Annotated in this window: 25 protein-coding genes and 2 pseudogenes; 13 read left to right on the top strand and 14 right to left on the bottom strand. The window is 67.1% G+C overall.

The genetic code is table 11. The annotated features are described in order from the left end of the window. The first annotated feature begins 92 nt into the window (after positions 1-92). Positions 93-650 (top strand): TetR/AcrR family transcriptional regulator, encoded by a 558-nt coding sequence (locus ACWEVR_RS10700; RefSeq protein ID WP_452466718.1) that lies wholly within the window; start codon positions 93-95, stop codon positions 648-650. Between the two features lies 1 nt (position 651). Here the strand turns inward: ACWEVR_RS10700 and ACWEVR_RS10705 are convergent. The 3 genes and pseudogenes from ACWEVR_RS10705 to ACWEVR_RS10715 all read right to left on the bottom strand — a co-directional run bounded on the left by ACWEVR_RS10705 (position 652) and on the right by ACWEVR_RS10715 (position 2,445). Further along, positions 652-1,139, bottom strand: a pseudogene (locus tag ACWEVR_RS10705) (hotdog fold domain-containing protein). Between the two features lie 14 nt (positions 1,140-1,153). Beyond that, entirely contained in the window at positions 1,154-1,801 is a 648-nt protein-coding gene (locus ACWEVR_RS10710; protein WP_452466719.1) for an enoyl-CoA hydratase-related protein, read from the bottom strand. Between the two features lie 11 nt (positions 1,802-1,812). Beyond that, positions 1,813-2,445, bottom strand: a complete 633-nt coding sequence (locus tag ACWEVR_RS10715; protein ID WP_452466720.1) for a TetR/AcrR family transcriptional regulator — start codon at positions 2,443-2,445, stop codon at positions 1,813-1,815. A gap of 194 nt (positions 2,446-2,639) precedes the next feature. On the opposite strand from ACWEVR_RS10715, the gene ACWEVR_RS10720 reads away from it, so the two are divergent. Both ACWEVR_RS10720 and ACWEVR_RS10725 read left to right on the top strand, forming a co-directional pair. Next, positions 2,640-3,233: a TetR/AcrR family transcriptional regulator gene (locus tag ACWEVR_RS10720; protein WP_452466721.1), complete on the top strand. Its 594-nt coding sequence runs from the start codon at positions 2,640-2,642 to the stop codon at positions 3,231-3,233. Continuing rightward, positions 3,230-3,691 (top strand): DUF6640 family protein, encoded by a 462-nt coding sequence (locus ACWEVR_RS10725; protein ID WP_452466722.1) that lies wholly within the window; start codon positions 3,230-3,232, stop codon positions 3,689-3,691. Before ACWEVR_RS10720 ends, ACWEVR_RS10725 begins: the two co-directional genes overlap by 4 nt. 5 nt (positions 3,692-3,696) lie before the next feature. Here the strand turns inward: ACWEVR_RS10725 and ACWEVR_RS10730 are convergent, their stop codons facing one another. The 7 genes from ACWEVR_RS10730 to ACWEVR_RS10760 form a co-directional block, all read right to left on the bottom strand. Further along, positions 3,697-4,902, bottom strand: coding sequence for a GNAT family N-acetyltransferase (locus ACWEVR_RS10730; RefSeq protein ID WP_452466723.1), 1,206 nt, complete (start codon positions 4,900-4,902; stop codon positions 3,697-3,699). Positions 4,903-4,932: 30 nt separating this feature from the next. Further along, positions 4,933-5,577, bottom strand: coding sequence for a maltokinase N-terminal cap-like domain-containing protein (locus ACWEVR_RS10735; protein WP_452466724.1), 645 nt, complete (start codon positions 5,575-5,577; stop codon positions 4,933-4,935). Positions 5,578-5,585: 8 nt separating this feature from the next. After that, positions 5,586-7,028 (bottom strand): S8 family serine peptidase, encoded by a 1,443-nt coding sequence (locus tag ACWEVR_RS10740; protein WP_452466725.1) that lies wholly within the window; start codon positions 7,026-7,028, stop codon positions 5,586-5,588. Positions 7,029-7,098: 70 nt separating this feature from the next. Continuing rightward, on the bottom strand, positions 7,099-7,374 hold the full coding sequence (locus ACWEVR_RS10745; protein ID WP_452466726.1) for a hypothetical protein: 276 nt from the start codon (positions 7,372-7,374) through the stop codon (positions 7,099-7,101). Beyond that, complete coding sequence (locus ACWEVR_RS10750; protein WP_452467020.1) at positions 7,371-8,912, bottom strand: radical SAM protein; 1,542 nt, start codon at positions 8,910-8,912, stop codon at positions 7,371-7,373. The genes ACWEVR_RS10745 and ACWEVR_RS10750 overlap by 4 nt, the downstream gene beginning before the upstream one ends. A gap of 5 nt (positions 8,913-8,917) precedes the next feature. Continuing rightward, on the bottom strand, positions 8,918-9,298 hold the full coding sequence (locus ACWEVR_RS10755) for a hypothetical protein (RefSeq protein ID WP_067489876.1): 381 nt from the start codon (positions 9,296-9,298) through the stop codon (positions 8,918-8,920). After that, the gene (locus ACWEVR_RS10760) at positions 9,295-10,050 is read right to left on the bottom strand and encodes a prolipoprotein diacylglyceryl transferase (RefSeq protein WP_452466727.1); all 756 of its coding nucleotides are present in this window, start codon (positions 10,048-10,050) and stop codon (positions 9,295-9,297) included. Before ACWEVR_RS10760 ends, ACWEVR_RS10755 begins: the two co-directional genes overlap by 4 nt. Positions 10,051-10,283: 233 nt before the next feature. Here ACWEVR_RS10760 and ACWEVR_RS10765 point away from each other — a divergent pair. Together ACWEVR_RS10765 and ACWEVR_RS10770 are read left to right on the top strand one after the other, a co-directional pair. Then, positions 10,284-10,952 (top strand): annotated as a pseudogene (locus ACWEVR_RS10765) (DUF1906 domain-containing protein); the annotation flags it as partial. Between the two features lie 3 nt (positions 10,953-10,955). Next, positions 10,956-12,008 (top strand): N-acetylmuramoyl-L-alanine amidase, encoded by a 1,053-nt coding sequence (locus ACWEVR_RS10770; protein ID WP_452467021.1) that lies wholly within the window; start codon positions 10,956-10,958, stop codon positions 12,006-12,008. Between the two features lie 23 nt (positions 12,009-12,031). Here ACWEVR_RS10770 and ACWEVR_RS10775 read toward each other — a convergent pair whose 3' ends face one another. Beyond that, entirely contained in the window at positions 12,032-12,217 is a 186-nt protein-coding gene (locus ACWEVR_RS10775) for a hypothetical protein (RefSeq protein ID WP_067489870.1), read from the bottom strand. Positions 12,218-12,228: 11 nt separating this feature from the next. After that, positions 12,229-13,212 carry a hypothetical protein gene (locus ACWEVR_RS10780; protein ID WP_452466728.1) on the bottom strand — a complete coding sequence of 328 codons (984 nt, stop codon included), beginning with the start codon at positions 13,210-13,212 and terminating at the stop codon, positions 12,229-12,231. Positions 13,213-13,718: 506 nt separating this feature from the next. Here ACWEVR_RS10780 and ACWEVR_RS10785 point away from each other — a divergent pair. The 5 genes from ACWEVR_RS10785 to ACWEVR_RS10805 all read left to right on the top strand — a co-directional run bounded on the left by ACWEVR_RS10785 (position 13,719) and on the right by ACWEVR_RS10805 (position 17,227). Next, the gene (locus tag ACWEVR_RS10785) at positions 13,719-14,321 is read left to right on the top strand and encodes a TetR/AcrR family transcriptional regulator (protein ID WP_452466729.1); all 603 of its coding nucleotides are present in this window, start codon (positions 13,719-13,721) and stop codon (positions 14,319-14,321) included. Continuing rightward, complete coding sequence (locus ACWEVR_RS10790; protein WP_452466730.1) at positions 14,318-14,674, top strand: DoxX family protein; 357 nt, start codon at positions 14,318-14,320, stop codon at positions 14,672-14,674. Before ACWEVR_RS10785 ends, ACWEVR_RS10790 begins: the two co-directional genes overlap by 4 nt. Positions 14,675-14,688: 14 nt before the next feature. Beyond that, positions 14,689-15,357 (top strand): pyridoxamine 5'-phosphate oxidase family protein, encoded by a 669-nt coding sequence (locus ACWEVR_RS10795; protein WP_452466731.1) that lies wholly within the window; start codon positions 14,689-14,691, stop codon positions 15,355-15,357. Positions 15,358-15,562: 205 nt separating this feature from the next. Beyond that, the gene (locus ACWEVR_RS10800) at positions 15,563-16,312 is read left to right on the top strand and encodes a ferritin-like domain-containing protein (RefSeq protein WP_452466732.1); all 750 of its coding nucleotides are present in this window, start codon (positions 15,563-15,565) and stop codon (positions 16,310-16,312) included. A 45-nt stretch (positions 16,313-16,357) separates the two neighbouring features. Continuing rightward, the gene (locus ACWEVR_RS10805) at positions 16,358-17,227 is read left to right on the top strand and encodes an alpha/beta fold hydrolase (RefSeq protein ID WP_452466733.1); all 870 of its coding nucleotides are present in this window, start codon (positions 16,358-16,360) and stop codon (positions 17,225-17,227) included. Between the two features lie 12 nt (positions 17,228-17,239). Here ACWEVR_RS10805 and ACWEVR_RS10810 read toward each other — a convergent pair whose 3' ends face one another. Further along, the gene (locus ACWEVR_RS10810) at positions 17,240-17,803 is read right to left on the bottom strand and encodes a hemerythrin domain-containing protein (RefSeq protein WP_452466734.1); all 564 of its coding nucleotides are present in this window, start codon (positions 17,801-17,803) and stop codon (positions 17,240-17,242) included. A gap of 174 nt (positions 17,804-17,977) precedes the next feature. Here ACWEVR_RS10810 and ACWEVR_RS10815 point away from each other — a divergent pair, with 174 nt between their 5' ends. From ACWEVR_RS10815 to ACWEVR_RS10825, 3 genes are read left to right on the top strand one after another with little or no spacing between them, the layout of a single operon-like run. After that, complete coding sequence (locus ACWEVR_RS10815) at positions 17,978-18,643, top strand: hypothetical protein (RefSeq protein ID WP_452466735.1); 666 nt, start codon at positions 17,978-17,980, stop codon at positions 18,641-18,643. Between the two features lies 1 nt (position 18,644). Next, positions 18,645-19,619: a hypothetical protein gene (locus ACWEVR_RS10820; protein WP_452466736.1), complete on the top strand. Its 975-nt coding sequence runs from the start codon at positions 18,645-18,647 to the stop codon at positions 19,617-19,619. 10 nt (positions 19,620-19,629) lie between these two features. After that, entirely contained in the window at positions 19,630-20,217 is a 588-nt protein-coding gene (locus tag ACWEVR_RS10825) for a GNAT family N-acetyltransferase (RefSeq protein ID WP_452466737.1), read from the top strand. A gap of 71 nt (positions 20,218-20,288) precedes the next feature. Here the strand turns inward: ACWEVR_RS10825 and ACWEVR_RS10830 are convergent, their stop codons facing one another. Beyond that, complete coding sequence (locus ACWEVR_RS10830; RefSeq protein WP_452466738.1) at positions 20,289-20,903, bottom strand: transglutaminase-like domain-containing protein; 615 nt, start codon at positions 20,901-20,903, stop codon at positions 20,289-20,291. Between the last annotated feature and the right edge of the window lie 11 nt (positions 20,904-20,914).

Consider the following 20,914-nt stretch of genomic DNA (forward strand, 5'->3'; position numbering starts at 1 on the left):
CATCCCCATCCGACGAAGGTAGACACTGTCTACCGCATGTCGTAGACAGTGTCTACTCATCGCGGGTGGACACAGGGGCGACAATGTCGGGCATGGTTGACGAGGATTCGTTGCGTGATCGGCTGGTCACCGCCGGTGCCGAACTGCTGGAACAGGTCGGTGCGGCAAACCTCGGATTGCGGGCGATCGCGCGCCGAGCGGGCGTGTCGCACGGTGCGCCCCGCCGATACTTTCCGACACACGCCGCCCTGCTCAGCGCCGTAGCGGCACGCGGATTCGCCGACCTGCTGGCCAGTTTCTCCTCCTGCGCGCACGACACGCCGCGAGTGCGGATCGAGCGGATGTCGACGGAGTATGTGAGTTTCGCCGTCGAGCGGCCCGAGATGTTCACGCTGATGTTCCGGCACGATCTGCTCGAGGGTTCCGGGCAGAACCTCCGGCAGCAGACCGTGCCGATCTACCGGGAATGGGCCGAACTGGTCGATAGGTGTTGTCCCGGTGACACTTCCCGGGCGCTGGGGTTGTGGACCAGCGTCCACGGAATCGCGGTGCTCGCCGCGAATCGGAGCCTGGAATTGATCGCGCCGGAGGCGCAACCGCGCGCACTGGTCCTCGGATCCGTGGCCCGTCACCTCGGACCGGCGTCCTGACCTATCGCTTCTTCGACACGTGCATGGTGATCCTCGCGGTGACGAAGGCGTTGCCGTCGGCGTCGAGGACGTCGACCGGGACGACGAGTTCGGTGGGGTCGTCGCCGAATTCGGGGATCGGGTCGAGGTGGGCTACGGCGGTGACGGCTGTGGTGGCCTTGGATTTGTATTCACGGTCATCCCGACCGGGATCCACCGGTGGGTGGCGGGGATGGTCGCGTCGGTCATCATGCCGCCGGCGAGTTCGGCCATATTGCAGGACGCGATGGCATGGTAGGTGCCCAGGTGATTGTGGACGCTGCGACGATTGGGTGCGGTGACGCGGCACAGTCCCGGACGCAACTCCTGGATCAGGGGGTGCACGCTGCGGAAATAGGGCGCTTTGAAACACAGCGCCTGCGCGAACAGCCAGTTGCCGAAAGGCAGGCGTTGCAGCGTGTTCCAGAGCGCGAGGTTGGTACTGGCCGCCTCGGTGGTCATGGTCGACATACTCCGGTCTCGTCTCAGCGCAGGGCCGCGGCGACGGCGGCGTACATGGTGTTCTTGATGGCGGCGAGGGTGGCGGGGTTCTTGCCGAGGATCGGGGTGAGCTTGGTGGCTGCGTCGGCGACGAGTTCGGCTTCGGTGGCCGTGGCGTCGACGAGGCCGGCGGCGAGGGCATCGGGACCGCCGAAGCGGTGGCCGGTGGTCATGGCGGTGACCGCGGCCTGCGGGCCGAGTTTGGCTTGGATGAGGGCGGCCATGCCGGGGGTGAAGGGGATGTCGATGTCGACCTCGGGGAAGCAATAGTAGCCGCGGTCCGCACGCATGATCCGGAAGTCGTGGGCGATGGCCAGCATGGCGCCCGCGCCGAAGGCGTGGCCGTTGACGGCGGCGACGGTCGGCAGCGGGAAAGTGAGGATGCGGGCGAACAGTTCCTGCACCCGGCCGACGTACCATTCGCCTCGGTCGCCGTTGGCCATCAGCCATTCCAGGTCGAGCCCGTTGGAATAGAACTTGCCGCTGCCGACGGTGATCAGGCCCTGCGCTTCCTGCTCGATGGTGTCGAGCTGGGCGTTCACGCTGTCGATCCAGTCCGGGGAGAACCGGTTTTCGTTGTCGCCGAGGGTGAGCACGGCGATCTTGTCCTCGTAATGCACTGTCACGGTCATGGTGTTGCCTCTCATTTCTTGGGGGTGGAGTCGTCAAGGGGCAGGGCGAGAACGGCGCGGACGGCGGCGGCAAGCCGCTGGCGCACCGCGGTTTCGGGGTCGCGGCGGCCACGCAGCAGCAGGGCGGTCGGCAGTTCGACCACGCAATCGCGGACGACGGTCACCGCTTCCCGATCGCCCCGCCCGTAGACGCCGCGCGCCAGGTCGACAAGCAGTCCGGTGAGCAGGTCGTCGAGCCGTTGCAGTTCTTCGGCGATGTCGCCGGGGATCTCGCTCGATCCGAGCAGTTCCTGCCGGGACACGGTCAACAGGAAACGCCCCGATACGGGGTGCTCCAGCAGGAATTCCGCCGGTGTATCGGCGGCCGCCACCACCGCTTCGATCGCATGTTCCGGCGCGGAGCTGGTCGCCAGCGCCCGGTCGACAGCTCGACGTTGCAGCTCGAGGAACCGTTGCGCGGCGCGCAGCCAGGTGCGCCCCAACAGCCCGGCGCGTGACCCGAAGGCGTGATAGATCGCCCCGTTCGACACACCGGTCGCCTCCGACAGCGCCCGCACGGTGACAGCGGCGGGACCGGAGTCGACGGCCATTGTCTCGGCGGCATCCAACAGGTGGTCTAGATCGTGTATCCGGGGGCGGGGCATGGACCGAGATTAACAGAGCGTCCGCTCTGTAACAATCCACGCGGGACAAGACGGCTGACAGGCGCCGACAACCGGAGCGGATCGAGGCCAATAGAGAGCACCCGCTCCGATATTTCGATCTCGACGGGTCAAAAAAGTTCAGATACATTCCGTTTCATAGTTGTGAAACAATTTGTCTCATAAGTAGGAGTCCCATGAGACCACCGGATCCGCGCGCCGAGCGCACCCGGAGTTCCGCTCTCGCGTCAGCCCGCGAACTGCTGGTCGAACAGGGCCTGGCAGGGCTCACTCACGGTGCCGTCGCGGCCCGCAGCGGGGTCAGCCGCGCCACGCTGTACCGGCACTGGCCCGAACCCGCCGATCTCGTCTGCGATGCCGTCGCCTGGCATATCGAGGCGGTGCGACCCGAACCGACCGGCGACCTACGCGCCGACCTGCTCGCCGTGCTTTCCGCGACGCGCGCGATGCTCCACGAACCGGTGATGGAACAGGCCATGCGCGTCATCATCGAAAGAGCCGGAGTCGATCCGCGTTTCGCGGAGGTGAAGGTGAGCCTGCACCGGTCCGGAACCGGAGCGGCTCGCGCGATCCTGGCCGAGGCCATCGCTCGCGCCGAACTACCGGCGGGACTGGACATCGAGCTCGCGGTCGATCAATTGCACGGCCCGTTGTTCTTCCGTCGACTCGTGGCCCATCGAACGTTCGATCTCGATTACGTCCGCCGTGTCATCGACCAATTCCTGCGCTCTCACCAGCCCGAAAGCCAACACCCGCAAGGACACACATGATCACGCTCGGAAACGTCTCCCGCCTGCTCGCCGGAATCGTCGCGCTCGCCACCATATTCGGGGCGCTACTCGCCGACTTCCTGATCCCGGCCGGCGCGGCACAACACCTGCGCAACGACGCCTGGCCGCCACACGCGAAGTTCCACGACGCCCAATACATCGTCATGTCGCTCCTGCTCGGCGTCATCGCCCTGATCCTGCTCGTGCGACGGGGAGGCGACCGCTTCCCTACGCTCGGCTCGGCCTGCGCGATCCTTGCCGTTCCATGGCTCGCACTCCTGGGCGCGCTGCTCTTCCCCGGAACCGCCATCCAGGACCCTGAGTTCGACAACCCGTCGCCCCTCGGCCTGCACCCCCAGGTACTCCTGTCGCTGATCCTGCTGGCCCTCCTGCTCGCTGCCGTACTGCTCGCCGCCAGGAAGCAGCCGGGCACGGCTCGAAGTGGATTCGGAGCGTAAGGGGTTCAGAAGAACCAGCCCAGTTCGGGAGCGCGCGATGTCGTGAAGGCTTCGGTGAAAGCGGCGAGGGTGGCGGGGCTCTCGGAGTGGAGCCGGTGGGCGGTGGCGTAGGCGGTGGCTCGGTGGGCGCCGAAGTAGAGGCCCGCGAGGACGTTGATGTCACACGTCAGGGCGGGGCGACGAGTGGTCGGGGTGCATTCGGCGTGGCCGTCGCGGATGCGGAGGGCGAAGGTGCCGCCCGCGTCGCGGAATGGGTCGTGGACCGCGATGACCGTGTCGAGGTCGTGCCGGTAGGTGCGGGCGGTGAGGGCTGCGGGGACGTCCATGAGGCGGGCCCACAGGGAATCGCCACGGTGGGTCAGCTGAACGGCGCGCGGGTTCGTCAGGAAGTAGGGCAGCGGGTCGTCGTCGGCGACCTCGGCTTCGACGGTGTCGACGAGGTCCATGCCGAGCAGAACCCGCCACAGGGCGATGTGGGCTTCCGTAGTGACGGCGCGCCATTCGGCGACGACGGTGGTCGATTTTCCGTCGTCGTAGCGGCGGCGATACAGGGCGTAACCGTCGGCGTGGAGTAGCACGAACAGGGAGGTGGCGTTCCCGCGATGGCGTTGCGGATCGGTGAAGACGAGGTCCCATTTCGCATCGGGACGCCGCTGGGCACCGGGCGTGCGGGCTTGCCATCGGTCGTAGACGGCGCGGATGTGGTCGGCGGCCTCGTCGAGGGTGCTGAGGACGACACCACCGGGATCCGGTGTATCGGCGCGGAATTCCGCCTTGCGCCGATCCACGACCACCGTGTTGTCGAAGATCGCCGTCTCGTACCCGAACCGGCCGTAGATCGACCCTTCACTGGCCGTGAAGATCGTCAACGGCAGTCCGTCCGCCTCGGTGCGCTCGTGTTGCGCCGAGTACAGGGCGCGCAGGATGCCGCGTCGCCGGTGCGTCGGCGCCACCGCAACGCCCGACACGCCGCAAGCCGCCACGCTGCGCTCCCCCGGCACCGTGACGCTCATGGTGATGTCGACCGTGTGCCCGACGACCCGATCTCCGTCGACCGCCACCAATGACCTTTCCACCGGAAAGATCCGCAGCTTGTGCTCGAGCTCGGCCTCCTCGTACCGCATCCCGAACCCGGTCTCCTGCAACAGCACGATCGCTTCCGCGTCCGCGCGAGTAGCTTCCCGTACCCGAATCGTCTGCACCGAAGTCATGCACCGCACCCTCCCACGCGGGGCCGCCGATCACACCTGATTTTCCTCCGGCGCCGTTGCGCGCGTCCGCACGCTGACGACCTCCACCACCGAACGACGCACTCCGGCAAGCACATACGGTGCCGCGACCGCGCCCACCGCATCGGGGAGCGGGTCCACGGGGAGGCGGTGGATGCGTAGCGTCAGCTCCGATGACACCGGGAGGTCGGTGTGGGTGTCGGTGTCGAGCGGCTGTACCGAGTTGTCCGGTACGTCGACCCGACGCACCGCCACGGAGGAGTCGAGGGTGTCGCTGTAGTTCTGGGCCTGGGCGGTCGCCCGGCCGGCGAGGAGGTCGACGACGGCGTTCACCGCCACCGGATCCCGGGTGGCATCATAGGCCCATCGCCGTCCGAGGACACCGTGTTCCATGGTGCCGACCAAGCCTTCGTCGGCGCCGTGCAGTGGCGCACCTCGGTATGTCAGCGGGACATGGTAGAGCTGCGGGCCGGTGGCCGAGTCGTCGATCAGGAGCATGAATTCGATGCCGACTACGCCGTCGGGATCGTCGAGCCGGAAACCGCCCGCTTTGCTCAGGCGCGGGGTGGTGCCGCGATACCACCGCCGTGTCGGCAACCATGCTTCCAGCAGCTCGAGCTTGCTCGGGGTCAGAGTGGTCTGGTGAACGATCGCCATAGCGCAGGCTACATCCGAGCCGTCATCGCGCGCAGGTCCGGCAGCGAGCCGATGCGCTGGGTGACCGGGCGGCCGGGGGCCGCGGCCTGGGGTGAGCCGGTCGTGCGCAGCAAGGTGCGAACCGATTCGGGGGTCGCTCGGCCGGGGCCGGTGGACCGGATGCCCTGATAGGCGGCGATCGCGCCCACGACGATCGGTGACGCGCTCGAGGTGCCGCTGAATTCGTCGGTGTACCAGAGGTCTTCGTCGTCACCACCCTGCAGGTCCCCGTAACCGGTGGTGGTCACCTCGCGCCCCCAGCCCTGCACGTCGAGGCGGGCACCGTAGTTGGAGAAGTCCAGGCGGGCGCGCGCCGGGCCGTGGTCACGGCCGTGCAGTCCGGGCGGTGGTGCGCCGGCACCGACGATGATCGCCCCGGAGTCGTTGTTACGGAACGGGTTTCGCCAATCGGCGGGAAAGTCGGCCGGTCGGGTGTCGTAGATCGGTGCGTCCAGGTCCTCCGCACCGTTGCCCGCGGCTTCCACCACGATCACGCCGCGCCCGAGCGCGTAGCGAACGGCGGCGAAATCGTCGGGCCACCACTCGACGGCGATGTAGCCGCGCTGATCCGGGGTCGCCCGGTAGTCGAATCGGGGTCCGGGCCGGTGCAGTTCGATGAGCAGGACGTCGCCGGGGTCGAGTGCGTCGGCGGCGGAACGGATGGCCGTCGCCGAACCGATCCCGAAGATCGAGATCGCCCGGATGTGCGCCTCGGGCGCGATACCGGTGATGCCGAACGGATTCAGATCGCCGCTGATCTCCCCTGCCACCGCCGTGCCGTGGTCGCGCCAACCCCGATCCGTCGACGCCGTTCCACCGATCATCCCGCCCTGGTTGTGGCGCAGATCCTCGTGGGTGAATCGCCACGCGCCCTCGATGTCGATGACCCGCACGCCGGTGCCGAGACCACCGGGCCGGGTATGCGCCCAGGTCGCGTCGATCCCGTTCGGTGCGGCATCCAGGTACGCCTGCCTGCTGCGGAAATCCGGCGTCACCGATGGTGCCTCCGGGGCACGGGCGACGGTCGTGCCCGGCGCGAGCGGCGGCTCGGCGGCGGGTTTCACGTATGCCGCGCTGACAGTGTCTTCGGCGCGCAACCGGTCGGCCACCTCGGTCAAGTCCCCGACCGCGCCGACGACTCGGTGATAGCCGAGGTAGGAACCGGCCTGCGCGGCCTGCGGTGTGTCGGCGAGTTTGCCCGCGAGCCGGTTGCCTGGTCCGAAGATCGGCACCAGGTGCGCGTCGCCGGGCAGCAGACCGTCTACCCGACCGCGCACCGCACTGGTCTCACGCAGGGCGGCCGGTGTCAGATCGGGCCCGGTCGGGGCGGTGACGACGATCAGTTCCGCAGGCGACACGGCTGGCGCGGGCGTCCCCGAGTTGCGCTGCCTGCTGGATCGGGTGGAGGCCATGGCTACCAGTGAACAGGGCTTGCGCGCACACCGCCACCGTTGTGCCGCATCAGCTTTCGCGACACGCCGATCATTTGACCACGGCCACCGCTCCGGCCACCGCGATCGCACCCACATACAGCAGCACCAGGCGGGTATCGCGCAACCAGCACCGGCTGCGCCGCAGTCCGGCCCGCCACGCCCGCCAGTAACCGGCGAACGCCAGCGCACCGAACGCGGCGACCGCCCACGGACCGAACAACCAGGTGAGCAGTGCGGCGGTCGCCACCACACACAGGGTCAGCGGGTCGTGCGGTGGACGCGCGCGCACCGCTTCCTCGTAGTAGACGCCACGCTCCGAACTCACCGCACCTCCATCGGCAGCAGGTTCCGCCCGGCCGGGGCCGCCACCGGCAACCGCTGCCGGGACAGTGCCGGCCAGGCCTGCACCGCGCAGAACGGGGCACATTGGTCGGCGTCGGAACGGGTGCCGACGTGCACACAGCACTGGGTGAGCCGTTCCTCGATCATCGTCGAGATGTCCATGAACGGTTTCACCGTCACCCGCACGACCCGCTCCCCCAGCAGCTTCCGCAGCCGTGCGCGCCTGCCCGGCAGCGCCGAGGACGCCAGCGTCAGCAACGTGGACATGCCAAGGTCACAGTGCTGGCAGATGTTCTCCCACACCTTCCCGATCTCCGGATGCGACAGCGAGGACTGCTCCGACAAGAGCCCGAGCAGCGACTCGCGCACCGCTACCCGCAGCTCGGCGGGCAGATCCGTATCGGCGATGCGGTTCGACACCAGTCCCAGTTGCGACTTCAACCGGTCGTGGCCGATCAGCGACACCAGTGAGCGCCATCGCCCGGCGTCGTCGCGCAGCAGGTAACCGACCGAGCAGCAGTGCGGGTGCGAGCACGGCAGGGCGGTGAGGTCGCGCCAGGTGACCTGACCACCGGTTTGCGGACCGAGCCTGCGCAGCACACCGGTATGGGTGAGGCGGCGCATCGGGTCGATGACTCCGGAACGACCGGAACCGAATTGAGGCTGGATCGACACGCCACCGACGAACGGGGTGTCCATCGCCGTGCGCAGCACCGCCCCGATCTCGTCGTCGTTCACGTCGAGCGCCACGGTCATGACCAGGGTGGTGAACACACCCGCTTGCGAAAGGCGTTGCAGTGCTTGCTGTTTACGCATCCGCAGATCGCCACCGCGATGATGGCGTGAGGCCTGAGCCGATTCGCCGTCGTACTGCAGGTACACCTCGACCCGGTCGCGATGCGCACCGACCAGGGCCAGCAGCTCGTCGTCCACGGCCAGGCGAACACCGTTGGTGTTGAGCAGGATCCGGGTGATCGGCCGGGCGGTCAGCTCGGCGAACAACCGGGGCAGCTCGGGATGCAGGGTGGGTTCACCGCCGCTGAGCATCAGCACGTCCAGGCGCCCGTCTTCCCTGGCCAACCGCTGATCGACGTTGGCGAGCACGTCCTCGACCGCGACGACGCCGCGCAGTTCCGGCGACGAATCGGCGAAACAGGTCGGGCAGCGCAGGTTGCAGCTGTCGATGATGTCCTCGAGCAGGATGCAGGTGTGCTGGGTCTGCATCTCGGGCAGACCGCGCAGATACGCCGCGGGCACCGGGTCGAAATTGCCCGGCACATCGGGACGGTGGGCCTTGGTCGGTGCGGTCCACTCCTCGAGATAGGCCAGGATCTCGGGATCCTCGTCGTAGAGGGTGCGCACCATGCCATGACGCGGGCAGCCGCGTTCGAGCCACACCTGACCGTCGCGCTCGGCCAACCACCCCGACAACCGTGCGACCTCCGGCAGCGGACGGTCGTCGTGGCAGCGCGGGCAGAACGCGGTGACGTAGCGCAGGATGCGGTCGCCGCGCAGCGGCATCCCGGTCACGGCGCCATTCCGAACGTGTCGGTGTACAGGTAGGGATTGACCGCGGTGCAGAACCCGGCGGTGCACACTGTCGTCAACGCCCAGCCGATCATCAGGCCGAGCCCGAAGCCCTTCCACACGGGCTTACGCAACCGGATCAGCGCCCACCCACCGCCGAACGCCGCCCCGGCACTCACCAGGGCGGCGAGCCCGAACAGCACGCGTGCGGCGGTGGCGTCGGCGGTCGAGGCGGCCAGCATCAGCACGACGAAGCCCGCCATGGCGTTGACACCGATGAACGACAGCGCACCGGCGACCGCCATCGCTGCGACCTGGCCACCCTGCCCCGGCGGATTCGCCCCGGGCGGTGGCGGTGGTGGTGCGGGCGGATAGTTCATACCGCGACCTTTCGTCGGAGAACGCCCTCGTAGTACCCGCGCCGCCAGCCGATGCTCAGACGCACCGCGACCAGGACGAGTCCAGGGAGCAGAAACCATTGCGGGCGAGTCAGATCCAGCCATACCGTGTCGTTGGCGCGGGTGAACTCGACGAGGAACCGGAAGACGGCATACGCGCCGACATAGAGCGTGAACAGCTCACCGGGCGTGGTGATGCGGTCACGTAGCCACCACAGCGTCACGAACGCGGTGAGCTGGAACAGGATTTCGTAGACGAAGCTCGGATGCATCGCCACGCCGGCCGCACAGCCGGGACATTGGGCCACGGTCCCCGGAGCGTGGATGCCCCACGGTAATCGGGTCGGGCGACCGGGTGCCTCGGTGAGCAGACAGCCCACGCGTCCGACAGCCATCCCGAGCGCGACAGCGGGGGCGAACAGGTCTCCGGTGCGTTCGCGGTAGCCGATAATCCGTTTGGCGACGAGCACACCCACATAGGCGCCGAGCAGGCCACCGAGCACACTGCGCGCACCGAAGAGCCAGCTCTCGAGTGGATCGAGGGTTTCGGCCAGGCTCGACAACCGCATGCCGAGCGCCCCACCGACGAGCGCACCGGTCACCGCGACCAGCGACTCCTCGCGCAGCGCGTCACGGCGTCGGCATTCGGCGACGAAGACCACGGCTGCGACAGCGACGCCGAGCGCGACGAAGAACCCGTGCGTCGGGATCCCCCAGTACAGCTCTGGCACCATGGCGAAAGGTTAGCCGTCCGGTAGCGCCGCGCGGATGAGTGAAACTACGCGCGTCTGATCGGACCCGGATCTGGGTACTCCTCCGGCATCGGTGAATGAGGATGCCGCAGTGAGTGTTTCGATTAGAATCATTCCAGGGTGAGTTCCTCGGTCACCCCGTGCCGATTGTCGGTACAAGCGTGAATCATCTCGGTAGTTCCACCATTTCCCGGAATTCCATCGGATACGCAGTCATGCAGGGGGTCATCATGTCTACCGCTGTCGATTTCGCGGCGCGGCTCATCAACCCGGCGGCCATCGCCGAAGCAGGTCATTCGGCTGTGCTCGCCTACGTGTCGCCGAGCAGACCCGGTGCGAATTTCGGGGCCAAACCGATCACCGCCGACTACGCCCGAGCTCTCGCGGCGGCGGGGCTCGACATCGTGTCGATCTGGCAGTACGGCAAGCCGGGTGACCCGACCCCCTCGGACTGGACCACCGGGTTCGACGGTGGCAGGCGCATGGCCGAACAGGCCCTCGCCACCCATCTGAGCCTCGGCGCACCACGCGAGGCGCCGATCTTCTTCGCCGTCGACGAGGACATCTCGCTGGCGCAGTGGAACAACACCGCCGTCGAATTCTTCCGCGGGGTCAACGCGGTGCTCGGCGTGGCGTGGACCGGGATCTACGGGCACTCGCGGGTGTGCGCGTGGGCCATCGAGGACGGGGTGATCGGCACCCGCGGCGAATTCAGCTGGGCCTGGCAGACGCGGGCGTGGTCGGGAACCGAACGCGAACCACGCGCGGTGCTGTACCAGCGGGTGATCGACACCCCCAGCAATCCCGGGCCGCTCATCGACGGCACCCACGTCGACGTCAACGACATTCTCGCCCCCGATTTCGGCCAGTGGAGTAAGGACCGTTCCGTGACGATTCCGCAGTTCACCGAGCTCGACCGCCTCGGCCCGTCGCACTCACCGCGCGAGGGCGCCCGCATCACCAACTTCCTGCTGCACACCCAGGAAGGCAACGGCACCGCCGAATCCCTTGCCGCCTACCTCAACAACCCGTCCAACGGGGTGTCCTACCACTACACGCTGCGCGACGGTGTGGTGGCGCGGGTGGTGCCCGAGGAACTGGCCGCGTGGTCGGTGTTGTCGGCCAATCCGTTCACGGTGAATTTGTGTTTCGCGGGGAGCCGTGTCGCGTGGTCACGCGAGCAGTGGCTGGCCATCGACGGTGACCTGCGGATCGCGGCCTACCTCGCTGTTCGCAGCGCCCACCGGCACGGGTACTCCACCCAGGTGATCGCACCCCCGTACCACGTGGCCGAGGGGATCAGCGACCACAACTATGTGACGAGGGCACTCGGCATCGGCTCGCACACCGATGTGGGGCCGAACTTTCCCTGGGACGTCTTCGCCTCGCACGTGGCGGGTTTCGCGGGGTCGCGCCCCAACGCCATCGACGACCGAGCGGCCGCCTCGCCGTGGCTGGGTGTCCGGCGCACCGACGGCGAGATCGCCACACCGGACGGGCTCGGCCGCTTCGCCGAGTTCGAACACGGCTACGTGTACTGGCACCCGTCCACCGGCGCCTATGCCATCCCGACCGCGATCATGGCCAAATACGCCGAATCGGGCTGGGAGGCCGGGCCGCTCGGCTACCCGATCGCCGAACACGCACAGCTGCCCGACCCGCGTGGCACCGGACCCGCTGTGGCGCAGGCGTTTCAGGGCGGCGCGATCTACCGGCGCGCCGGGCAGCCCGCCTACCGGGTGCACGGCGCGATCGGTGAACGTTGGCGGGCATCGGGTTTCGAGAACGGCGAGCTCGGCTGGCCGGCCTCCGACGAGGTCGCCCACGACGACGGCCGGTATCAGGAGTTCGAGTTCGGGCGGATCTATTGGGCACCGCAGCAGATCATCGCGCTGCGGCACTCGGGGGATCCGGACACGCCGCTGGACCGGCCCGCGTAGCGCGGGCCGAGGTGTCGGCGGGGTCAGGCCAGAAGTAGGGCGAGGGTGGTGGCCGCGGCGCCGAGCAGTAGGGCCGCGACCACCACGATCGCGATGATTCTGGTGCGGGACGACGGTCCGGTGTAGGTGTCGTCGTCGTTCAACATGTCGGCGAGGTCGACGGCCGCGAATTCGCGGGTCGTCTCCAAGGGTCCGGGCTGCTCGGTCATGTGCGCTGACGCTAGTCGAGTGTGCTGATCGCCGCTGCCGATACCCCGGCCGTATCCGTGGACCGGGTGGCGGCGAGGAGTTCGTCGAGTTGGCGTTCGGCGCGTTCGGCGCGGGCCAGGGTTTGTGCGCGGGCGTCGTCGAGGGCGGCGAGGCGTTCGGCGGTTTCGGCTCTGACCCGCTCGAGTGCCGCTTCGGATTCGACGCGGCGGGCCTCGGCCTCGGTGGCGGTGGTGCGCCGCAGCTCCGCCAATTCGCTTCGGGTGCGGTCGAGTTCGGTGCGGGTCGTCTCCAATTCCGCGCGGGCACGGCGCCACTCCTCGCGGGCCTCGTTGGCGGCTTCGACCCGTTCGGCGGCGGCGAGTTCGGCCCGCTGGGTCGCCCGGTCGGCATCGGCGGCCCGCTGCACGGCGAGGTCGCGTTCGGCATGGGCGGCGTTGATGCGGGCTTCGGCGTCGCGGCGCACCTGGGTGATCTCGGTGTCGGCGCGTTGCTCGGCGCGCGCCACCTCCTCGGCGGCTTCCTCGCGGATGCGTTCGATTCTTTCGGCGGCGTCGCGTTCGGCCTGACGCACCTGTGCTTCGGCGGCGCTTCGGGCGGCGAACACGTCGTCGGCGGCTTGCTTGGTGAGGCGCTCCAACTCGGCCAGCGCTTCGTCGCGAGCGGTCTGCGCGGCGGTGATGAGCTGTTCGGCTTGTTCGGCCACACTTGCCGCGTCCTCGGCGGCCGATTCCGCGTACGCCCGCGCTTCCTCCGCGTCCCGCCGTGCCTGTTCGGCGGCAACCACTTTCACGTCCGCTTCGGCGATCCGCTGCGCGGCATCCGCCTGCACTGCCTGGACCTGTGCCTCGGCGACCGACGGGTCACCGATAGTCGCGAGTTCCGCGACCGCGGCGTTCAGCGTGGTTCCCAGTTGTTCGGCCAACCCACGGAATTGCCCGAGCAGCTCGTCGGCTCGCAGCCGCGCGACGGTCACCGGCCCTTGCGCAGCCGTCACAGTGACGGTTTCTCCCCCACCCGCCGACTCTTGTTGCTGTCGTTGCCTTTCCCGCCACGCGCGCCATCGGGTGTGGTCGGGGTGGTCGCAGTATTCCGACGGTCGGCCGGGGCCACCGTTGCGGGTGATGGGGCGGGCACATCCTGGGTAGTTGCAGACGCTCGACACGACTGAATCGTAGCGTTTGTTTCGTTGTTGCGTTACATATTGCACGAAACGAATTACGTGTCGTCCCTGGAAGTCTCGACTCTTCAGGGTGTGGTTCTGACCGCCGATAAGTGAACATTATCGGCGGTCAACCATCCCGCCCGCTGCTCACAAGCTAGACGATATTCTGTTTGCGTTTGGTCGCACGTGACGCTACGGAATCAAACGAAAGTGATCGAAAAACTGTGCTCGGCTGGACGCTCGTACCAATCGCTGCCGACGAATCTCTTTGTGCACCCACCGATCGACGGACGAATTGAGGTTGCGCCCAAGATCAACGTCGGTATACGCTTCTGAACATGTTCAGTGAACATGTTCAGTCACGGTCGCAACAACAAGCAGCGACGCGACAGAAGGTCTTGGCGGCAGCCGAACGGCTCTTCCGCGCCCAAGGCTTCAAGGCGACCACGATCCGACAGATCGCCGCCGAAGCGAACGTCAGCACCGGGACCGTCATGGCGGCCGGCGAAAAGGACGCGCTACTCGTCTCGATCTTCGAAAACTGGATCACCTCGGTGCACAACAGCAGACAAACCGAACTCGCCCCCTCCCCGACGACCGCGACCGCCGAGGACGTGCTGAAGCTCTTCGAGCCCTTCGTCGGATACTTCGCGCTCGATTCCGAGCTCTCACGCGAGTACCTGGCGATCCTCGTCCGCGGAACCCACGAGTCGGTGATCTTTCGGGACCTCGCGCTGGCTCTGCTGGGCGAACTCGAAACCGTGCTCGCTCGATCGGCGCTGCCCAGCAGCCAGATCGGTCACGGCGCTCGGACCATCTATCTCGCCTACCTCGGCTTACTGATGACCGCGTCCAGCGGTGCCATCGCGATGCCGGAGGCGGCCGAGCAACTACGACAGACCATTGAATTCGTCATCACACACCCGCAAGGAAACCGATGATCCACGCTCCCCAACCATGGTGGCTACCAGCGCTACTCGCGCTTTCACTGTTCTCGGACGCACTCATGTCCGTGCGTCCACCGATGTTCATTCAGCGATGCCTCGACGGCGTCCGCTTTCCTCGCGACTGGTGGTGGACGCTGATCACCATCAAGCTCGCGGCCACAGCCGGGCTCCTGGTCGGATTGAAGTATCCCGGTGCCGGGTTCGCCACCGCGGTCGCCGCGGTCGGCTATTTCGTGTGCGCCGCAATCGCCCACTACCGCGCCCGGTTCCTCGGATCGGAGTTCTGGATCAACTGCCTCGGCATGTTGGCTCTGTCGGTGGCGGCGGCGGTCACATACGTGGTGTGAGGTGAAATCGAGGGATGAACAACCCCAGCCGCTACGGCGCCATCGCGTTCTCGGAGGCCAGTGCGCAACGCCAAAGTGTTACCGGCAGCATCAATTGGTACCAGGACCAGATGGCCGTCGGTGACGACATCGGCGAGCCCGAGGAACTGGACGGGCCCACCGCAGCGCTGATCCGGTCCACCGACTCGCTGTTCATCGCGACCGTCACACCGTCGGGCTGGCCTTACCTGCAGCACCGTGGTGGTCCGCCGGGTTTCGTCAAGGTTCTCGATTCGTGGACGATCGCCTTGGGCGACTACTCCGGTAATCAACAGTTCGTCACCCTCGGCAATCTCGACCACGACGACCGGGTGGCGCTGTTCTTCATCGACTACCCGACCCGCACCCGGGTGAAGGTCTTCGGCCGTGCCGAAATCATCGAGCGGGCCGACGATCCCGGGTTCGTCGAACAGATGCTCACCACCGATCAGGGTGTCATCCGCACACGCTGTGACCGGGCGTTCCGGATCCGCGTCGAAGCCCTCGACCGCAATTGCATCAAGAACATCCCGGTGAAATACAGCAGTGAACGCATGGCCGAATCTCTTCGCCTCGCCCGCGCACCACTGACCGAGGAGATCGAACAGCTACGTCGGCGAAACCAGGAACTCGAGGACGAGATCGCACGCCTGCGCGAGCAATAACGGGATCCAGAACAGGAGCCGCGCCGCCACCTTCGGACGCGCGCCGGTGTCACCGCATCGGGCGTGGCGGGCTAGTCGCGGATAGTCGAGATCGGTGGCATCCTCGCCGCCCTTGGGGTAGGAGTGGAGGTGAACAGAGGGGGAAGCTGTGGGGGAACGGATCAGTTCGTCGTCGGAGGCGCGCTCGCGGGAGGGAACGCGACGGGTGCGAACAAGTCGGGAGTGGTTGGACCACTTCCGTGACAATGCCGCCAGGCAGCGGACGATTCCGTGGCAGGAGAACGGGATCGGTGCCGATGCTGCCGAGCTCGCGCCGATTCGCCGCTCATTACAGGGCTGGCAGCTCGGCGAGACTTCCGACGGTCGGCATCTGGCCGCGGCAGCCGATCGATTCGCCACCGAGACCGACGACCCTGCCTATCGCGAGGTCATCGCGCTGTTCATCCGTGAGGAGCAACGCCACGGCGCTCTGCTCGGGCGCATCCTCGACGACGCGGGAATTCCTCGCCGACAGGCCGACTGGGGCGACAGCCTGTTTCGCCGCCTGCGGTACAGCATCACCGACATCGAGGTATGGACGACACCGGTCGTCATGGTCGAAACCCTCGCGATGATCTACTACAACGCGATCCGGCGGGCTACCACGTCACCGGTTATCCGCGCGGTGTGCGCCCAGATCCTGGCCGACGAGGTCCCCCACGTCCAGCTGCAATGCGAACGCCTGGCCATCTTGCTGGTCACGCACTCACGCACCCGGTTCCACCTCACCATGATCGGCCACCGCATCCTGTTCGCCGTCGTCATGGCGCTGGTCTGGGCCGGTCATCATCGCGCGCTGCGCGCCGGTGGATTCACCTGGAACCACTACCGCAAGGCCGCCTACGCCAGAATGAACCGCGCCTGGCAGCGCATGGATCCCGAGCACTACACATGGCCTGCGAAGACTCGGTCGTAAACCTGTCACCGATGAGTATGCGGCTCCCGGGTCGTCAATACCGACATGACGACACACAAGCTCGAACTCCCCGACGCAACACTCACCTACGACGTCCAGGGTCCACTGCCCACCACCGATGGGCGGCCGCCGCTGCTGATGACCGGTCTCCCGATGGCCGCCGACGGTTTCGCCGCGCTCGCCGCGCACTTCCCCGATCGCACGGTCGTCACCTACGACCCGCGCGGGCTGGGACGCAGTGTGCGGTCCGACGGTGAGGTCGACAATGTGCCGACCGTACATGCCGAAGACGTGCACGCCGTGATCGAGGCGCTCGGTGCCGGGCCGGTGGAGCTGTTCGCCAGCAGTGGCGGCGCGATCGTCGCGTTGGCGCTGGTGACCGCGCATCCCGAGGACGTGACCACTTTGGTTGCGCACGAACCGCCGCTGCTGACCGTGCTTCCCGATGCCGCGGCTGCCGAGCGTGCGGCCGACGGGTATCGCGCCGCGTATGCGGCCAAGGGGTTCGGTGCGGGCATGGCGACCTTCATCGCCATGACCTCGTGGGAGGGCGAATTCACCGACGGCTATTTCGCCGCGCCAGACGCCGATCCCGCGATGTTCGGCCTGCCGGTCGAAGACGACGGCGCCCGCGATCACCCGCTGTTGTCGGAGCGTTCCCTGCCAGCCCTCGCCTACCGCGCCGATATCGCCGCACTCACCGCGGCACCGACCCGCATCGTCGTCGGCTACGGCGAGGAATCGTCGGGCACTGTCACCGAACGCACCTCGTCGGCGCTGGCCGACCAACTCGGCGTGCAACCGGTTGTCTTCCCCAGCCATCACGGTGGTTTCACCGGCCCCGAGGCCGGCTATCCGGGACAGCCGGAGGCGTTCGCCCACGTTCTCCGGGAAGTCATCGACCCGCTCGGCTAGCGACGACCTCGTTCACCGCATCGGGCCGATACCCAACGACCCCTTCGACCAGGTCGCCGACTGCTCCTCCACCGCCTCCACATAACCTTCGGGATCCTTGTCGACGGGGCGCACGCCCGCGTAATGGCGCGCCTCGTACGCGGCGAATTCGACGGCGAGCCGGTGACGTTCGCCGAGGCCGGCGAGGCGGCGGAAATCGGTGAGTCCCTCGCGTTCCTCCTCGGCCATGTGATCGCCGTTCGCGGTGTTCGCGGCAGCCACGGCGGCGAACCAGTCGGGCGATCCGACCTTGTGACGTGCCACCTCTCCTACCGCATCGCGGATGTCGTTGTGGTCACCGATCGCGTCGAGCGTTTCGTCCTCCACCCGGCGGGTGCGGCGTGCGGAGATTCCGACCCGAAGCAGTTCCGGGTAGAAGATCTCCTCCTCGGCCTGGGCATGTAGTTCGAGAAAGGCCGCGAGCCGTTCCCAGATCGCCGCGAGAACATCGACGTCCTTCGGGTCTATCTGCTCGAGTATCGCGAACAACCGCCGTTGTTCACGATGGTCGTCGAGGATCAATTCGGTGATGTCCACGCATTCCTCCTGGCTCGAATCAGGCAGTCATCGCAGGTCACTGGGCTATCGAACGCGGAGGCGGTCACCGACCGCCGCTGTCGCCAACAATAGCCAGGTTGCCTGCGTTCGGTGTCGGATAGCGTGGCAGCGACCGTCCGGCGCGGACGTGCGCGTTTTCTGGAGAGCTGTGCTGTGGTGTCCTTTGCCTTGCTCGTGGTCGCGGGTATCGAATTGTTGTGTGTCGGGCTGCTGTGGATGCGTGCAGCGCGACGGATGCGCGTGCTCGTGCTGGGCCTGGTCGGCGTCGGAATCGCTTATGACTCAGCCATTTTCGGGCTCGGTGCCCTGATCGGTGAAGGAGCGGTGCTGTATGGGCTGAGTATCGGCCGGTTCATCGGTCACGCGCTGCTCACGCCGCTGCTGGTGTTGTGGGCCGTCGACCGGGTGGATGCCGGGCTGTGGTGGCGACGTGCCGCGTTTGTTCTCACCGCATTGCTGGTGGTGTGGGGTGTACTCGGTGAGTTGGCCCATGTGCGACTCGTGCCACGAACATTCGCCGACACCCTGCGCTACGGCTCGGAACACCCGGCGATACCGATCCCCGCGCTGGTGGTCTCCGCCGTGCTGTTCGCCGCGACAGTGCTGTTGTGGCGCAACGAGCGGTTGCGTTTTCCTCTGATCGGCATCGTCTTGCTAGTCGTGGCTTCCGGCGCGGGGGCGGCATGTCCCCCGCTGGGCAACGTCGGTGAGGCGATCATGATCGCGGCACTGACCGGTACCGAGTTGGTCCTGGTCGGCAGGGCGGCTGCCGACAGTCGGGGCATCGGCGGGCCCGCGCCGATTCGGACCGGGCGGTGACATGCTCTACACCTACCGGGTCACCAAGTACGACCCCGACGATCGAGACGAGCACGGCCGCTATCTCGGCGCCGAGGACACCGACAGCGACCACGGCGCGGTCGAATCCGCCTATTTGCGGGCAGTGGCCGCCTTCGCCGACGATGCAGGCGTCGACCGGCTGGCGATCCGGGAACCGCAGATCGGCGCTGTCGACGCCCATTGTCTAGCCGGGCTCTTCCCACCCGACCTCGCCGGATTCCACGATGGAGCGGAGATACCGATAGCAGTCGGCCTGGAGTTGGTTCGCGCCATGCTTCGCGACAACGGCGCCTGGTGCCGCTTGGAAGTGGAAGACGTGTTCACGGTCCACGTCGGGTGGGACCAGTACGTGTATATCGGAGCCGATCACGCATGCGAAAGGGCGTTGTCACGCACACACGCACTCGGGTTGTTCGCCGAGCGGCTCACGGCGTCCCCCTACGATGCGGTTCTCGACGACCAACCCCGCGAGCAACGACCGGCCGACGACACTTTCTGGGCCCAGCTTGGTCGGCACCTCGCCACGCATAAGGCTCTCATCCTCGAAGAGGGATACGTCGTTGGCGCGTCCCGTTGGCACCGCCTCACCGATGACACGATGGATGCGGTGCGCGCCGAACTCACCCCGCGTTCTCGACTCATCGTCTGGCCGGACCTGTCCGGCAATGTCGAGGAAGTCCTCGCCCGCCTCCCTGTAGAAGGTCTGATCGAACTGATCTGGGAGGACGAACACGGACGAATCAGCAGCACGATCGCGGACGACACCGAGTTCGACGAGCTCGCAGCCATGGTCGCCCGTGCACGGGCGGCGACCGCACTGTCCGTGGACATGGACGGGCGACGCCCCTTGTTCGCCGCCGTCCTGCCCGACAGCGACGGCGTCCTACGCGCACGGTGGCGTACCGACGCCACACCCGGCGATTGCGGGGAAGGCGATTGTCAGGACGACGCCTAGGCTCGTCAGTATGACGGCGGAACGCGCTGACGAGCCGAAATTCCTCGGACGAGAGCACTACCGCGCAGGCCGAGGTGGGTGGACCGTCGGAACCGCCGAACCGCGATCACCCGAGGCGGCTGCCCTGCTTCGCCTGTTTCTGGCCGAAATGATCACGCGGTACTACCAGCGCCCCACCGACGACGGGGAGATCGACAGGCACCTCGCGCAGGGTCACGGCAGTGACGACCTGCGACCACCGACCGGATTGCTGCTTCTCGCACGCCGACGTGGTGAGTCCGCGGGTTGTGTCGGTCTGCGGCGCCTCGATACCCGCACGATGGAGCTCACGCGGATGTTCGTTCGGCCGGACGCGCGCGGCGAGGGTGGTGCCGCGGTGCTGCTCGACGCTGCCGAGGACTCCGCGCGCCGTTTGGGCGCGCACAGGATCCGGCTCAACACTCGTAAAGATCTGGTCGAGGCCCGCAGGCTGTATGCCCGGCGCGGATACGCCGAAATCGCGGCTTATGGCGACGATCCCCTGGCCGACCACTGGTTCGAGAAGCGAATCCGAGTAGATCCGCCAGGGCTGACGAACACCGGCATTGTGCTTCTCTGAGAGCAACCCGGGACGGTGGCGGCTTTCTTGCACTGAATGCATCGATGCGCACAGTGCTAGCCGCCACCGGATCAGCGAATGAGCTGATCCTCCAAAGAGGTCGGCAGGGTGACGTCGAGGATCGACTCCTGCTTCGCCTCGCCGAGGGTTTTCACCACGGATGCCGCGGGACTGACGAACACCTGTGGGTAGTCGATCTCGCCGATTGCGGGATCGACGGCCCAGGCCAGTCGTTCCTCGGTGAGGGAGAACTCGACGGTGATGCCCTCCTTGTTGCCGCGCGGGTCCTGACGGTGCCAACCACCCTCGAGATAGACGGCGACCAGGCCGTGGAGAACGTGGCCGTCGTCGTCCGCGAGCTTCTGGTAGCACAGCCCGGTGGGAATGCCCGCGCTGCGCAGGAGGGCGGTGAGGAGGTGGGATTTCGCGTAGCAGAGGCCGACTCGTTCACGGGCCACCTCCCCGGCGGTCAGGGTGACCCTGGGGTCCTGGACGTCGTAGGAGTGGTCGACTTCGTCGCGGACCCAGTCGAAGGCCGCGCGGGCGAAGTCCACCTCGTCGGGGGCATTTCGTCGCAGGTCGCGCACGATGGCGGTCACCGCGTCGTCGTCGAGTTGGATGATGGAGTCGCCCTCGAGGTACGCCTGCGGGTTCTGCGCCTCAGGAACCCAGGATTGTTGTGTCACAGCGGAAATCT

This window comes from Nocardia sp. NPDC003979, from assembly GCF_053605015.1.

Coding starts and splice junctions, on each gene's coding strand:
- ACWEVR_RS10760 (WP_452466727.1), bottom strand. CDS start 10,050: ATGGTGCCAGAGCTGTACTGGGGGATCCCGACGCACGGGTTCTTCGTC.
- ACWEVR_RS10825 (WP_452466737.1), top strand. CDS start 19,630: ATGACGGCGGAACGCGCTGACGAGCCGAAATTCCTCGGACGAGAGCAC.
- ACWEVR_RS10775 (WP_067489870.1), bottom strand. CDS start 12,217: ATGACCGAGCAGCCCGGACCCTTGGAGACGACCCGCGAATTCGCGGCC.
- ACWEVR_RS10795 (WP_452466731.1), top strand. CDS start 14,689: ATGAACAACCCCAGCCGCTACGGCGCCATCGCGTTCTCGGAGGCCAGT.
- ACWEVR_RS10715 (WP_452466720.1), bottom strand. CDS start 2,445: ATGCCCCGCCCCCGGATACACGATCTAGACCACCTGTTGGATGCCGCC.
- ACWEVR_RS10725 (WP_452466722.1), top strand. CDS start 3,230: ATGATCACGCTCGGAAACGTCTCCCGCCTGCTCGCCGGAATCGTCGCG.
- ACWEVR_RS10820 (WP_452466736.1), top strand. CDS start 18,645: ATGCTCTACACCTACCGGGTCACCAAGTACGACCCCGACGATCGAGAC.
- ACWEVR_RS10700 (WP_452466718.1), top strand. CDS start 93: ATGGTTGACGAGGATTCGTTGCGTGATCGGCTGGTCACCGCCGGTGCC.
- ACWEVR_RS10720 (WP_452466721.1), top strand. CDS start 2,640: ATGAGACCACCGGATCCGCGCGCCGAGCGCACCCGGAGTTCCGCTCTC.
- ACWEVR_RS10805 (WP_452466733.1), top strand. CDS start 16,358: ATGACGACACACAAGCTCGAACTCCCCGACGCAACACTCACCTACGAC.
- ACWEVR_RS10740 (WP_452466725.1), bottom strand. CDS start 7,028: ATGGCCTCCACCCGATCCAGCAGGCAGCGCAACTCGGGGACGCCCGCG.
- ACWEVR_RS10790 (WP_452466730.1), top strand. CDS start 14,318: ATGATCCACGCTCCCCAACCATGGTGGCTACCAGCGCTACTCGCGCTT.
- ACWEVR_RS10735 (WP_452466724.1), bottom strand. CDS start 5,577: ATGGCGATCGTTCACCAGACCACTCTGACCCCGAGCAAGCTCGAGCTG.
- ACWEVR_RS10710 (WP_452466719.1), bottom strand. CDS start 1,801: ATGACCGTGACAGTGCATTACGAGGACAAGATCGCCGTGCTCACCCTC.
- ACWEVR_RS10750 (WP_452467020.1), bottom strand. CDS start 8,912: ATGCCGCTGCGCGGCGACCGCATCCTGCGCTACGTCACCGCGTTCTGC.
- ACWEVR_RS10755 (WP_067489876.1), bottom strand. CDS start 9,298: ATGAACTATCCGCCCGCACCACCACCGCCACCGCCCGGGGCGAATCCG.
- ACWEVR_RS10785 (WP_452466729.1), top strand. CDS start 13,719: ATGTTCAGTGAACATGTTCAGTCACGGTCGCAACAACAAGCAGCGACG.
- ACWEVR_RS10730 (WP_452466723.1), bottom strand. CDS start 4,902: ATGACTTCGGTGCAGACGATTCGGGTACGGGAAGCTACTCGCGCGGAC.